Source organism: Halorutilus salinus (assembly GCF_026242195.1).
Taxonomy (GTDB): Archaea; Halobacteriota; Halobacteria; order Halobacteriales; family Halorutilaceae; genus Halorutilus; species Halorutilus salinus.
In genome coordinates this window covers 14,387-26,855 of the sequence record NZ_RKLV01000007.1, presented here as the reverse complement: position 1 = coordinate 26,855, position 12,469 = coordinate 14,387, and the positions used below count along the sequence as shown (strand labels likewise).

Genomic DNA, 12,469 nt, shown 5'->3' with positions numbered 1-12,469 from the left:
CGCCATACCGAACGCCGATGAAGAGGGAGATGTTCCACGCAAAGCTTCACCGCGCACGCGTGACGGGCGCGGATCTCGACTACGAGGGAAGCGTGACCGTGGGACCTGAACTCCTCCGGACTGCGGGGATAAAGGAGCACGAACGCGTCCAGATAGTCAACGTCTCCAACGGCGAACGTCTCGAAACCTATACCATAGAGGGCGACGAGGGGGAGCTATGTCTCAACGGCGCGGCGGCGCGTCTCGCGGAGGTCGGCGACACGGTTATTCTGATAGCGTACGCGACCTACGACGACGACGAGGAACCCGCGCCCACCGTCGTCCATCTCGACGAAGCGAACAACGTTGTTTCCGTCGACTGATATGGAACACGTCGTCTGTCGAGGAACGGAATGAACGTCCGTGGCGGAACCTCGTTTCACGCCGTCTATGTACCCGGATCCTTGTGAACGTTTGTCACGGCAAAAGGTTTTAATGTAAAGGCAACGTTTGTGACTATACACAGAGGACTAAACAATGCACAAGGACGAACTCATACACCTGCACTCGTTGCTCGTCGAGATAAAGAAGTACTTCGAGAACGAGGAAGACGTAGAGGGCGAAGCGTTCGAGGACTACGAGACGCTCGGCACCAGCCCCGTACATATACACAAGTCGAAGTCGGAGCACAAGCACGCGATCTTCGTGCTCGGTGAGGAACTCGCCGAAAAGATGTCGGAGGACGAATGGGACGAGACGGGGCGTGTCGGCGCGCGTATGGAAGAGTTAGCCGAAGAGAACGCCGACTGAGCGCGCTCAGAGTTCCTTTTCCATCAGATACGCGTCCTCGCCGTCGTCGTAGTAACACTCTTCTACACCGACGGGGAGAAAGCCGAGTCCGTCGTACAGCGACTGAGCCGCGGTGTTCGAGACACGTACCTCTAAGCTGACGGCGTCGAAGTCGCGTCCGCGGAGTACGTCGAAGGCTCCGCGCATGAGACGGGTTGCGACGCCCTGCCTCCTGTTTCCGGGGGCGACTGCGAGCGAAAGAACCCGCGCGTCCTCAGCCGACGACGGTGTAAAGAGGACGTAGCCGGCGATACAGTCGTCGGTCTCGGCGACGAGGAAGCCGTCGACCATACCGCAGACGTTCGCCAGAAGCGTGGGGTTGGGGTTGGTAAAACAGGCGCGCTCTATACCGACCACGCGTTCCGTGTCGTGCGGTCGGGCGTGCCGGACGGTCAGGCGTCTCATACGTCGCGCGAGCATCCCCGACACGGACGTTCGTACTTCTGATCGACCTCGCGCACTGTCGGCGAGAAGCTCATGACACACGTATCTTTGTCGCAGTGGCGCAGACCGAGCGTGTGACCGACCTCGTGGACGACCTCCTTACGGACGCGGTCGAAGAAGGTTTCGCCGTCGTCTTCCTCGTGCCCGCCGTCGGCTGTCATACGTAGACGGTTGGTGGAGACGACGCATCCTCTTCCGTCGAGGTAGGCGAGACCGAAGACGAAGTTACGCTGGCGGTAGAAGATATCGACATCCGTGACAGCGAGGTTCTTGTCGCCGTGTCCTACGCTCTCCGCCACGTCTATGATACGTTCGGCGTTGTACTGACCGCTCGACCGGTCGTAGGCTTGGTCGGGTACGGCGACGGACGAACGGGTTACAACCTCGACACCGTACCTTTCACGGAGAACCTCGCGTGAGGTACCGACGACCCCGTCTTCAAGCTCGCCGACGGGGACAAGGTCGATTCGCATAATAAACGTTTAGCCGTGGCGGATAATAAAGCCTGCGTGGAGACGGTCGCACGGTATATCGAAGACGTGTATCCGCGCGGTGCGCGTCTCGTCGAGGTCGGTGTCGGTGAACGCGACGAGACGGCGCGTAGACTTGCGGACGCGGGCTACGATGTCACCGCCTCCGATGTCCGCGACGTGGGCGACTCGGTCGGCGTCGACTTCGTCCGTGACAACGTACGTGAACCCGACGCTGGTGTCTACGAGGGAACCGCGCTCGTCTACTCGTTACGTCCGCCGTACGAGATACATGCTGATATCGAGGAGGTCGCGCGAACCGTCGGCGCGGATCTCCTTCTCGCCCCTCTGGGTGACGAAGGCGTTTCGCTCGACGCCCGGCTCGTCAGCCGTGGGGGACGCGGCTTCTTCGTCAACCGTTTCTGAGGCTCGTTCAGGCGTCCGCGCCCGTCAGGTAGCGTATGAGTTCGTCGGTGTCGTCCGTCTCGATACGTACACGGAGAGCGCCGAGTTCGTGACCGCCCACGTCGAGGTTGAGACGCCCGACGGTCGCGGGCTGTTTGCTGAGACGGAAGGCTACTGTGTTTCCGACGACAGAGTCGGTGAGTTCCTCCCTCAACGTCGGCTGAACCCCGTGCTGTTCTGCGAGTTCGCGGAGACCCGAAACGTCCTCCGAACGCGCGACGAGCGTTCCGTCGTCCTCCTCGAACCCCGCGTCAGGGAAGAGGTTGCGTACCGCGTTCTCGACCGAACCGCGTCTCTCGGTTGCGTGCAACGGCGTCCGTACGGTGACCTGTATACCATCCATCGGTCGGTCTTGTCCCTACAGCCTTTCTACCTTTTCGACCGAGTCCGTCTTTGGCGTTGTCGCGTCCGCGGTTCGCGGACGGCTCTTACCCGTTACGAACGTTGCGAGCGTTTTAATACACACCGGATGTTAGCCGTTCTCATGAAACGGGTGGTAGGTGCGTTCCTCGTCTTCGGTATACTGGCGACAGGTGCGTACCTCGCCACCGAACCCGGTGTCGACGTACAGGAGCGGATGGTCGTGAACGAGGGCGACGAAGCCGTCCTCAGCCTCTCCGTGAGGAACGTCGGTACCGTACACGCGACGGTCGTCGGAGGCGGAGGTGACAGAACGGTGCCGCGCGTACGTCTACCCGACGGAAGAGCCGCGTCCTCCGCAACAGCCGCGGTTCCTGCGTCGGGAGAGGTGGAGCCACGTCTGATCGTCGAGGCTCCTGAGGGTACTGAACCCGGCGAGTACAGTGTACGTCTGGAGGCGTGGCGTCTCCCCGACAGGATGGGTGACAGGACTGTGACGGAGGTCACCGTCGTCGTAGAGGGTTCGTGAGCTTACGGCGCGTCGTTCGTCCCCCAGTCGGCTACCAGCTTTCCGACGCATCCCTTTCCGGGACGGTAGAACGAGTAGTGGTCGGGTACGTAAGAGACACGGTGATCATGGTAGTTCGACGGCGTGTCACCCTCCGCGCCGGTTCCGCCGAGAGCGCCCGTTAGTTCGATAAGACGGTACTGCTGGTTGAGTATACCGTCGTGTCTTATCCAGTAGTTGTGAACCTCGCCGACTGCTTCACGTACGGGCTTTCCGTACCTGCCGTCGTGCGTCACGGAGTCGGAGTCCGCCGCCGCGCCCATCATGCTTACCGAACCGACGGCGTCGTGTACGTCCGAGAGGTACAGCGACCGTACGGCTTCGAGTACGACGCGCGCACCGAGCGAGTTGGAGATGAGACGTACGTCGCTCCCCGTGCGTTCGTGGTGGTCGTAGACGAACTGTGCGAGCTTAGGACCGTTCCTCTCTGCGATACGTCTCCCCAGCTTCCATCTGTGCGCCATCTCGTCGGAGTCCCACGTAAACCCCGTCATAGCGCCGTCGTAGCCGTTCTCACGCAGGCTGTGACGGAGCATCGACATCCTTCCGAGCGACGCGCGCTCGTTGGCGAGCCAGCCGTGTACGAAGACAGCCGTCTCGTCGGGTTCGTCGTCGGTCAGTGCGTCGAGGCTCTCCGTACGTTCGTAGCTCGTCGCCGTCTCTCCTTCTGCGAGGGTGACGTCGTAGATATCGTCGACCACGCGGAGGGGGAGGAGTGAACCCGCGTCGAGACGCGTCTCGTCGGTACGTCCGACGCCGAAATGCCCGCGTGTACTTGCGCGCGGGAACATCGCGGGCGTCTTCTCGTGTATATACTCCTCCACGCCTGCGGAGAAGACCGCCATACCCGCGAGATGCATGAGCGACTGGCGCGCGTCCATCATCTTTCTAACCGTCGAACGAGTCGCGTATAACGTCCTCGCTTTCGAAATCCGGGTCGAACATGACAGCCGACATAGGGTCAGGGTCGGAGCCTTCGACGACGTTGTATTCTGAGAAGTCCTCGACGCCTGCCTCGCGCAGAAGCTCCTCCGTGTAGAACGAGTTTCCGGAGCATTCGGCGGGGTCGCGTTTCAGAATTTCGAGTACGGCGTCGGCGACGATACGCGGTTCGCGCCAGTCGTCCTCGGTGCCGAGACCGAAGTAACGCGTGGCGCGTGTGTCTATGGCGGTTAGGGGCCAGAAGGTGTTGCATCCGATGTCGTGGCGCGCGAGTTCGCCGTCGAGTGAAAGTGTTACGAAAGACATACCCATCTTCGACCACGCGTAAGCCGCCTTTCCGGGCGAGCGGTCGGTGTTTACCGGCGGCGAGTTCGAAAGTATCCATCCGCCACCGATCTCCTTCAGATGGGGTAGGAAGGCGCGGTTTACGAGGTACGTGCCGCGGACGTTGACCTCGGTCATCAGATCGAAACGGTCGGCGGGTAGCTGTTTGACGTTGGCGATCTGTATCGCGCTCGCGTTGTTGATTACTGTATCGACCTCGCCGAACTCGTCTATCGCCTCCTCCACGGATGAATGTACGTTCTCAGGGTCGCGTACGTCCAACTGTATCGCGTGGGCTTCGACGCCTTTCTCGCGGCACGCCTCCGCCGTCTTGTGTATAGTGCCTTCAAGATCCGACTCGGAGTCGTCGACCGTCTTACCCGTCGAGACGATGTTACAGCCGTTCTCGGCGAGCGCAAGGGCTATCTCCTTGCCTATACCGCGTGTCGTTCCTGTTATGAAAGCCGTGCTACCTTCAAGATCGGGTTCTTCCATGCACCTACTGTGCGCTCCTCGTGTATATATCCATCTTCGACGTTCAACGTCGTACGAGCACAGCGACGGCGAGGGCGGTGAAGACGGCTACTGCGGTAAACCCGGGCATGCCTTCGCCGTCCGCGCCGTCGTCCGCGTCAGTCGTGTTGCCGCCGTCCGTGCCATCGTTCGCGCCTCCATTCTCGTCACCGTCCTCGACGGTTCCTGATGTACGTTCGCCTTCCGTTTCCGTGCCGTTATCCTCAACGTCGGGTATACTGACCGTCGTCGAGTCGGTCAGACCCGCGTCGTTGGTGACCGTGAGCGTCGCTTCGTTACCGCCGTCGACCTCGACGGTTTCTCCTTCATGCGTCTCTCCGTTGACCTCCCACGAGTAGCCGACGACCTCGCTGTACTCGTCTGTCGAGTCAGAAGCCGAAAGGACGACGGTATCTTCCTCGACCGTTGCCTCGGCGCGTGCGACGGGCGCGGAGGACGCAACGACAGCGAACTCGGAGAATCCCGGCGTGTCGGCGACGACCGTAACGCCGTCGTCGGTGTCTAAGACGGTGGTGTTGAGCGGCAGGGGCGGTACGCCGCCGGTCTTAACGACGAGGAGGGCGTCTTCCGAGACGCCCGTCTCGTTGAGCGTCCCGCCGTCGACGGTCACGCGCACAGTACCGGGTTCGTTGCGCGCCGCTTCGGGCACTGTCACGGAGAAACGTCTGAGGGGCGTACCGGGTCCGTCGCCCACGTCGACCGTCTCAACCGTAACGTCGCCCTCGACCTCCGCGCCGAGTTCGACAGCCTCTACGTACCCGTTCCCGAACGTCGCACGTGAGGTACCTTCGACGGAGTCGACCGAGGCGGTGAAGACCTCCTCAGAAGCTTCGTCCTCCGGCTCCTCTATGTATCCACCACCGCCGCCTCCGCCACCGCCGGACGCCTCGAATGCTTGGGGATGGAACGCACGCGCCATACGTTCAAGGGGTACGGTGACGCGCGGCGCATCCTGACTTATGTAGTTCGTGTTGACACGGAGTATCTGATCCTCCTGTACGGCGGTGGTTGAGTTGTACAGGTCGTTCCGTGGTACGGACGCGCCTTCGGTTATAACTATCCAGTCGGGATCCTCGTTGAGCGCGAGAACGGCTTGCTCGCCGCTTATACGTACCTCAAGCGAACCGCTCGCTCCCCCGCCGTCGACGCCTATCCTGTCGTAGACATTGTCGCCGCCTGCTGTCGTTATGATACCGTGTTTGAAGGTACCGTTACCGGGGACGAAGTTGTCGAACTGTCCGGGGTCGTCCGTCGGTGTTCCGTACATAACGACTGGCTTGTCGCGTCCCTGAACCGCGTTCTCGACACGGCTTACCGTGTTCTCCATCCCGTTCACGACCTCCTCCGCCGCCTCGCATTCGCCTATCGACCTACCGACGGTACGTACGTTTCTCTTTATGTCGTCGAAGCCTCCCGCCTGAGGAAGGAAGACGTAGTCTATCCCTGCGTCGTCGAGGCTGTTCTCCAACCCCGTGGGTTCGAAAAGGGCGTTTACAACGATGTCGGGGTTCTTGTCGATGACCTTCTCCTCATACCCTCCGGACAGCGTATTACCGAGGCTGTCGTACCCGTCGGTGTCTTCGAGGTAGAACGAGTTGGTTGTCAGACCGACTATCTCCTTCGCGTCGTTGTCGTTGATACCCATCTCCCAGAACGTCTGCGAAACGCTTGCGATACCGGGCGCGACGGTGTCAGGCTCCTCCTGTATCACCTCGCCGTTGGGTGTCTCGTACGGGAAGTCGCACGCATCCGAGTCCTGTGCCACCGCGGTTCCTGCGACAGCCGCTAACCCCACCACTACCAGCAACGCAACGATGAGCTTACGTCTCATAGAACAAGCCTGAGACCAATTCAACAAAACTTTAACTAAATCAAGTAAATTTGTCCCTATACGATGGCTGGTCACGAGACAACCGTAGGGTACGCGAAGGCTTCGGTCAGGTCGAGAACCTTCCTCTGGTGCGCGTCGCTCTCGGTCGCGCTCGTCGCCTCCGTGGTCACAGCCTCAACCGTCGGTGCCGTCGATATAAGCTACGCGTCGGTCGCTTCTATAGTCGCCGACGCCGTCGTCAACGCGGTTCCGTACTTGTCCTCGGATCTGTACACGGGACCCGAAGCCCACCGAACCATAATCATGAACGTCCGTCTACCACGTGTCGTCGTCGGTGCTGTCGTCGGCTTTGCGCTCTCCGCCGCGGGGGCTGTCATGCAGGGCTTCTTCCGTAACCCGATGGCGGATCCGTCGATCGTAGGCGTCTCTTCGGGCGCGGCGGTGGGTGCAGTCGCCGTAATCGTCTTCGCGCTCCCCGTCGGTGTCGGAACCGCGGCGTTCGTCGGCGCTCTCGCGACGGCGGCTACTGTCTACAGTATCGCAACCAAGAACGGACGTACGGGGGTCGCAACACTCCTTCTCGCGGGTGTCGCGGTTCAGACGTTTCTGAGCGCAGTGGTCTCGTACATGATGTACATCAGCGACGACCAAAGCCTGCGTTCCGCCGTCTACTGGATGATGGGGAACATGCTGTACAAGGGATGGTCTGATGTCGTCGCGCTCGTCCCTCCTGTGGCTGTCGGATTCGTGGTTCTGGTGTACTACGCGCGTGACCTCAACGTCCTTCTTCTCGGAGAGGAGGAGGCGCGTACGCTCGGCGTCGAACCACGGCGCACGAAGCTGGTTCTCCTCGCGGTTTCGAGCCTCGTGACCGCCGCCGCCGTCTCCGTCGCGGGCGTTATAGGCTTCGTGGGTCTGGTCGTCCCTCACGCCGTACGTCTCGTCGTCGGTCCCGACCACCGTATACTCGTACCGACGAGTTCGCTTGCGGGCGGTATCTTCCTCGTCTCCGCCGACGCCATCGCGCGGTCGACCGTAACCGGGGGCGAGCTACCCGTCGGCATCGTCACGGCGCTCGTCGGTGTTCCTTTCTTCCTCTACCTCCTACGTGACAGGAAGGTGCACGAGCTTTGACCCGTGTACGTGTCGACGGCGTGGGCGTCAAGCTTGCGGGCGAGTACGTTCTGGAAGACGTGACGGCGACCGCCCAAGACGGCTTCGTCGGTGTCGTGGGTCCCAACGGAGCGGGGAAGACGACGCTCCTGAGGACGATCAACGGCGTTCTCGATCCGGACGAGGGTACGGCGTACGTCGGGGGCGACGACGTTACGTCGCTCTCCTCGCGCGAGACGGCACGCCGTGTCGCCACACTGCCGCAGGAAACCGATGTCTCGTTCGACTTTACGGTTGAGGAGGTCGTACGTATGGGGCGTCATCCGCACGCCTCACGTTTCGGCGGCGACGCCGACGAGAAACGCGCGGTTCGTGAGTCTATGCAACGCGTCGATGTCGCGCGGTTCGCCGACCGCTCCGTGCATGAGATAAGCGGCGGCGAGCGCCAACGCGTCCTCCTCGCGCGGTGTCTCGCGCAGGACGCTCCGCTCCTACTCCTCGACGAACCGACGGCGAGCCTCGATGTTGCACGCGCGGTCGAGACGCTGTCGCTCGTACGTTCGCTCGTCGACGAAGGTCGTACCGTCGTCGCGGCTATACACGACCTCGACCTCGCGGCGCGTTTCTGCGACGAACTCGTCCTTCTCGACGACGGGGAAGCCGTCTCGTCGGGATCGCCGGAAGGGGTGCTAACGGAGACGAACGTCGAAGCCGTCTTCGGCGCACCCGTACGTGTCGATGAGCATCCCGTCACAGGCGCACCGCAGGTCACGGTTCTCGGTACGACCGCCGACGGCGGATCCCCAAACCGTGACGGTGATTAGGCGCGCCCGTACAGTACGCGTATGGAGATAGAAGCGGTCGTACGCGCTGTGCATTCGGTGTTTGCGACGTTCTGGGTAGGCGCAACCGTCTACGTCACGTACGCCGTACTCCCCGGTCTGCGCGACGGCAACGGGACAGCGTCCTTCGCCGACCGTCTTTCGTCGCGTTTCTCCGTCGTATCGATCGGGAGCGCCGTGGTTCTCTTCGTGACGGGCGGACATCTCGCCGGCACGTTGTACACGCCTGAGTCCCTGATCGGGACGGTGGGCGGGAACCTCGTCTTGGCTATGACGGCGCTCTGGCTCGTCCTCGCGGGTATACTACACGTCGGTACAAAGAGGCTCGACGACGGCGTTGGTGAAGGCAAGGTGCGCGAACCCGCCTCGGACGCCTACCCGTGGTTCGTTGTCGGCTCCGTCCTCGGCGTCGTTCTTCTCGTAATCGGCGTCGGCTTCGGCTACGTCTAAGCCTCGGCGTCGAGTATCTCGTACTCGATACCCTCGGCACCGAGTTTGTCGGTCAGTGAACCGACACGTCCCTCGACGGCGACGACTGTCGACGAAACGCCGTTCCGCGACGCCTCAACGACAGCCTCCGCGACGCCGTACCTGCGGTGGTCGGTATCCGCGCTCCGGAGTGCGACCACCGCCTCGGTTCCGACACCGTAGACGGGTTCCTCGACGACCTCGGTGAGCGCCTCCGGGTCGACCGAACGACCCCCGCCTTCCTCGACCGACGGTACGCGTACGACGGTCACCTCGCCCGGTTCGAACCCTATTATGCCGTCGAACTCCGCTACGCCGACATCCTCGCCCTCGGCGGCTTCGGTGACCGCACGCGCCTTTGGGGGTTCGGCTTCGTCGACGGGCGCGGCGTGCAGAAGACCGTCGTGCATACGTAACGAAACCTCGTCGCCCTCGCGCACCTCCCCTTCGGCAACTGCGGTGTCGACGAAGACACGCCCGACGACCTCGTCGGTCACGTGTTCGACGAACTCTTCGAGTTCCTCGGCGCGCGACAGAACGATGTCAGCGCCTTCCTTGGTTATACTGTACCTTCCACGCCCTCTTTTATCGACGAGACCCTCCTCGGAGAGGTTCGAGATATGCTCCGAAACCGCCTGCGGTGTCAGACCGATCGCCTCGGCTATCTCCGCCTGACTAACCGCGGGCTGGTTCTCGGCGACCTCAACGAGGACACGGAAACGCGTTATCTCGCGTTTGCTCGTGAGAAAGCTCATCGGTAGCATTTGGTGTCTTCTGAGTAAAAGGGTTCCGCGACGCGTACCGTACGGCTGACCCACGGTATACGAAAAAATCCGACACACTGAGATAAAAAAACTAAAATCGGAAGCCCGACAGTACCGATTAGGTATGTCGAAGGAAGAGAAACGGTACGAGGGTGACGAGCTAAACCCTCTCGAAAACATGATGTCTCAGTTGCGGAACGCGAGGGAGCATATAGATATAACAGACGATATCTTCGAACGTCTCCGGTATCCCGACCGCGTCGCCGAGTTCAACATCCCCGTACGTATGGATGACGAGAGCGTGGAGTCGTTCACGGCGTACCGTTGCCAGCACGACGACGCTCTCGGTCCGTACAAGGGCGGTATCCGTTACCATGGGAACGTTTCGCGCGACGAAGTCACCGCGCTCGCGGGATGGATGACTTGGAAGAACGCCGTCGTGGGTCTGCCTTTCGGGGGCGCTAAGGGCGGCGTCGTATGCAACCCGAAGGAGATGTCCGACCGCGAGGTAGAGGGTCTGACACGGCGTTATACAAAGGCGATGCGTAGCCTCATAGGTCCCGACAAGGATATCCCCGCGCCCGACGTTAACACGGGACCTCAGACGATGGCGTGGATAATGGACACCTACTCCATACACCATGACTACACGATTCCGGGTGTCGTAACCGGAAAGCCCGTCGAACTCGGCGGGAGCAAGGGACGTTCGACGGCGACGGGTACGGGCGTCTCGATGCTCGCGGACTCCGTCGCGGACTACTACGGTAAGTCGATATACGACGCAACGGTTGCGGTGCAGGGCTTCGGTAACGCGGGTAGCGTAGCGGCGCGTCTCCTCGACGAAAAGGGCGCTAACGTCGTCGCTGTCAACGACTCGGCGGGCGGTATACACGACCCCGACGGTCTGGATATCGCTGACGTCGAACGCCACAAGGCGGAGACGGGTCAGGTTACCGAGTACGGGGGCGCGACGGCGATAGACAACGACGAACTCCTGACGCTCGACGTGGATATACTCATACCCGCGGCGCTCGAAAACGCAATAGACGCCTCTCTCGCCGACGACGTGAAAGCCGACTACGTCCTCGAAGCCGCAAACGGACCGACGACCGACAAGGCGAACAGTATACTCGTCGAGCGCGGCGTACGTATACTACCCGACATACTCGCAAACGCGGGCGGTGTCATCGTCTCATACCTCGAATGGGTTCAGAACACACAGAGGTACTCATGGTCGGAGGAGAAGGTACACGAGAAGCTCGACGACAGGATGACGGAGTCTTTCGGACGCGTAATGGAGGCGCACGAGTCGATAGATACGGACTGTGTACGTACCGCCGCGTACACAGTCGCGCTTGAACGCGTCGCCAAGGCGCACGACACACGCGGTCTGTATCCGTAGAAGCTCGCCTAAACCGCCGCTGTAACGCGACTTCGACGGCGGCACGGTCACGCTCGTATCCGTAGGAACGTCACCGTAACCTTCACAGCCGAACCGCCAACAGGCTTATACGCCCCCATGCTAAACGTTAACACACATCGGAGGTAATAGAACATGATGAACGGTACACGGTGCCGGTCGTGTGGCACCTTCGTCTACGCACGCGACATATCGGGTCTCGTCAAGCCGAACGAGGTCGTCTGCGCGGCGTGCAGGGATTTCAACTGCGTCAACCCCGAACCGACGGTTCGTTAGACACACACCCGACTGCCTTTCGACCGACCCCCGACCTTTTGTCGCGCCGGAACGACCGTTCGGCATGAACTCCGGAGAGACGCGTCCGGGCGACGCCGACACCGTTGACGACGTTCTCGAACATCTTGAGTAGCTGAGCAGGACGGTTGACGGCGACGACGAACGTGCCGAGGTGAGGCAGGCGATGACGATGGTCGAGGATCTGTCGCTCCGCGGCGCGATCGAGGAGTACACCACGCGTGATATCGCACAGGAGTTTCGTCGGTAGCATCGTCTTCTCGATGCCGTTCCTCGTCGAAGACGGTGTCTACGAGATAGCGCGCCATTTCCTCGGTACGCCCGTCTTCTTAGTCGGTAACTTCTCGTTCGTCGTCGTGGTCGCCTCCGTGCTCCTCTACCGGTCGGATATACCCGATGTACGTGTTCACCGACCTATCTTTGGTCTCATACCTCGCCGTCTCGTAGGGGTTCTCATCGTCTCGTTCATCACCGCGGCTCTCACGATGACGGTGTGGGGACGTCTCGACGGCGTCTCCGCTCCGGTTGGTTTCGCGCGCGTCTCCGTCGTCTGGACTGCGGCATCCTTCGGCGCGGCGCTCGGTGACATACTACCCGGACAGAGCGGGGGTCAGGATGTTAACGATGTCGTCCGCGACCTGTTGAACGGTGACTGAGGACGGTCGTCGTACCCCCAAGTTCTATCATTATGATGCCACATAATAAAAATCTTTTTACGCGCACGGCATCTTTCTTTCCCTGTGAATAGTTACCACACCCCATACAACTATAATGACAGACTGTAACGGGGTCTGGTCTACCA

Annotated in this window: 17 protein-coding genes; 10 read left to right on the top strand and 7 right to left on the bottom strand. The window is 61.1% G+C overall.

Translation table 11 applies throughout. The annotated features are described in order from the left end of the window. The first annotated feature begins 17 nt into the window (after positions 1–17). Complete coding sequence (gene panD, locus EGH25_RS07975; protein WP_266087424.1) at positions 18–362, top strand: aspartate 1-decarboxylase; 345 nt, start codon at positions 18–20, stop codon at positions 360–362. Positions 363–516: 154 nt separating this feature from the next. After that, positions 517–789: a UPF0058 family protein gene (locus tag EGH25_RS07970; protein ID WP_266087422.1), complete on the top strand. Its 273-nt coding sequence runs from the start codon at positions 517–519 to the stop codon at positions 787–789. A 6-nt stretch (positions 790–795) separates the two neighbouring features. On the opposite strand, the gene rimI is transcribed toward EGH25_RS07970, so the two are convergent. Next, on the bottom strand, positions 796–1,233 hold the full coding sequence (rimI, locus tag EGH25_RS07965) for a ribosomal protein S18-alanine N-acetyltransferase (RefSeq protein WP_266087420.1): 438 nt from the start codon (positions 1,231–1,233) through the stop codon (positions 796–798). Beyond that, positions 1,230–1,745, bottom strand: coding sequence for an archaemetzincin family Zn-dependent metalloprotease (locus EGH25_RS07960; protein WP_266087418.1), 516 nt, complete (start codon positions 1,743–1,745; stop codon positions 1,230–1,232). Before EGH25_RS07960 ends, rimI begins: the two co-directional genes overlap by 4 nt. A gap of 36 nt (positions 1,746–1,781) precedes the next feature. On the opposite strand from EGH25_RS07960, the gene EGH25_RS07955 reads away from it, so the two are divergent. Beyond that, a complete protein-coding gene (locus EGH25_RS07955; RefSeq protein ID WP_266087416.1) occupies positions 1,782–2,168 on the top strand; it encodes a UPF0146 family protein in 387 nt (128 codons plus the stop codon). Between the two features lie 7 nt (positions 2,169–2,175). Here EGH25_RS07955 and EGH25_RS07950 read toward each other — a convergent pair whose 3' ends face one another. Beyond that, positions 2,176–2,550, bottom strand: coding sequence for an RNA-binding domain-containing protein (locus EGH25_RS07950; protein ID WP_266087414.1), 375 nt, complete (start codon positions 2,548–2,550; stop codon positions 2,176–2,178). 141 nt (positions 2,551–2,691) lie between these two features. Between EGH25_RS07950 and EGH25_RS07945 the strand changes: the two genes are divergently transcribed. Then, complete coding sequence (locus EGH25_RS07945) at positions 2,692–3,096, top strand: hypothetical protein (protein ID WP_266087412.1); 405 nt, start codon at positions 2,692–2,694, stop codon at positions 3,094–3,096. Between the two features lie 2 nt (positions 3,097–3,098). Here EGH25_RS07945 and EGH25_RS07940 read toward each other — a convergent pair whose 3' ends face one another. From EGH25_RS07940 to EGH25_RS07930, 3 genes are read right to left on the bottom strand one after another with little or no spacing between them, the layout of a single operon-like run. Then, the gene (locus EGH25_RS07940; RefSeq protein WP_266087410.1) at positions 3,099–4,019 is read right to left on the bottom strand and encodes a DUF726 domain-containing protein; all 921 of its coding nucleotides are present in this window, start codon (positions 4,017–4,019) and stop codon (positions 3,099–3,101) included. Positions 4,020–4,023: 4 nt separating this feature from the next. Then, the gene (locus EGH25_RS07935) at positions 4,024–4,896 is read right to left on the bottom strand and encodes an SDR family oxidoreductase (RefSeq protein ID WP_266087408.1); all 873 of its coding nucleotides are present in this window, start codon (positions 4,894–4,896) and stop codon (positions 4,024–4,026) included. A 43-nt stretch (positions 4,897–4,939) separates the two neighbouring features. Next, positions 4,940–6,766, bottom strand: coding sequence for an ABC transporter substrate-binding protein (locus EGH25_RS07930; RefSeq protein WP_266087406.1), 1,827 nt, complete (start codon positions 6,764–6,766; stop codon positions 4,940–4,942). Between the two features lie 63 nt (positions 6,767–6,829). On the opposite strand from EGH25_RS07930, the gene EGH25_RS07925 reads away from it, so the two are divergent. The 3 genes from EGH25_RS07925 to EGH25_RS07915 are packed head-to-tail and all read left to right on the top strand — an operon-like array spanning position 6,830 to position 9,171. After that, positions 6,830–7,900: an iron chelate uptake ABC transporter family permease subunit gene (locus EGH25_RS07925; protein WP_266087404.1), complete on the top strand. Its 1,071-nt coding sequence runs from the start codon at positions 6,830–6,832 to the stop codon at positions 7,898–7,900. Then, positions 7,897–8,703, top strand: a complete 807-nt coding sequence (locus EGH25_RS07920; protein ID WP_338071887.1) for an ABC transporter ATP-binding protein — start codon at positions 7,897–7,899, stop codon at positions 8,701–8,703. The genes EGH25_RS07925 and EGH25_RS07920 overlap by 4 nt, the downstream gene beginning before the upstream one ends. 21 nt (positions 8,704–8,724) lie before the next feature. Beyond that, entirely contained in the window at positions 8,725–9,171 is a 447-nt protein-coding gene (locus EGH25_RS07915; RefSeq protein WP_266087402.1) for a CopD family protein, read from the top strand. Here the strand turns inward: EGH25_RS07915 and EGH25_RS07910 are convergent. Further along, positions 9,168–9,944 carry a DUF7839 domain-containing protein gene (locus EGH25_RS07910; protein WP_266087400.1) on the bottom strand — a complete coding sequence of 259 codons (777 nt, stop codon included), beginning with the start codon at positions 9,942–9,944 and terminating at the stop codon, positions 9,168–9,170. The genes EGH25_RS07915 and EGH25_RS07910 overlap by 4 nt on opposite strands. A gap of 133 nt (positions 9,945–10,077) precedes the next feature. Between EGH25_RS07910 and EGH25_RS07905 the strand changes: the two genes are divergently transcribed. The 3 genes from EGH25_RS07905 to EGH25_RS07895 all read left to right on the top strand — a co-directional run bounded on the left by EGH25_RS07905 (position 10,078) and on the right by EGH25_RS07895 (position 12,323). After that, a complete protein-coding gene (locus EGH25_RS07905; RefSeq protein ID WP_276591951.1) occupies positions 10,078–11,355 on the top strand; it encodes a Glu/Leu/Phe/Val family dehydrogenase in 1,278 nt (425 codons plus the stop codon). 153 nt (positions 11,356–11,508) lie between these two features. Then, positions 11,509–11,649, top strand: a complete 141-nt coding sequence (locus EGH25_RS07900; RefSeq protein WP_266087399.1) for a hypothetical protein — start codon at positions 11,509–11,511, stop codon at positions 11,647–11,649. Positions 11,650–11,888: 239 nt separating this feature from the next. Then, positions 11,889–12,323, top strand: a complete 435-nt coding sequence (locus tag EGH25_RS07895; RefSeq protein WP_266087397.1) for a hypothetical protein — start codon at positions 11,889–11,891, stop codon at positions 12,321–12,323. The last annotated feature ends 146 nt before the right edge of the window (positions 12,324–12,469 follow it).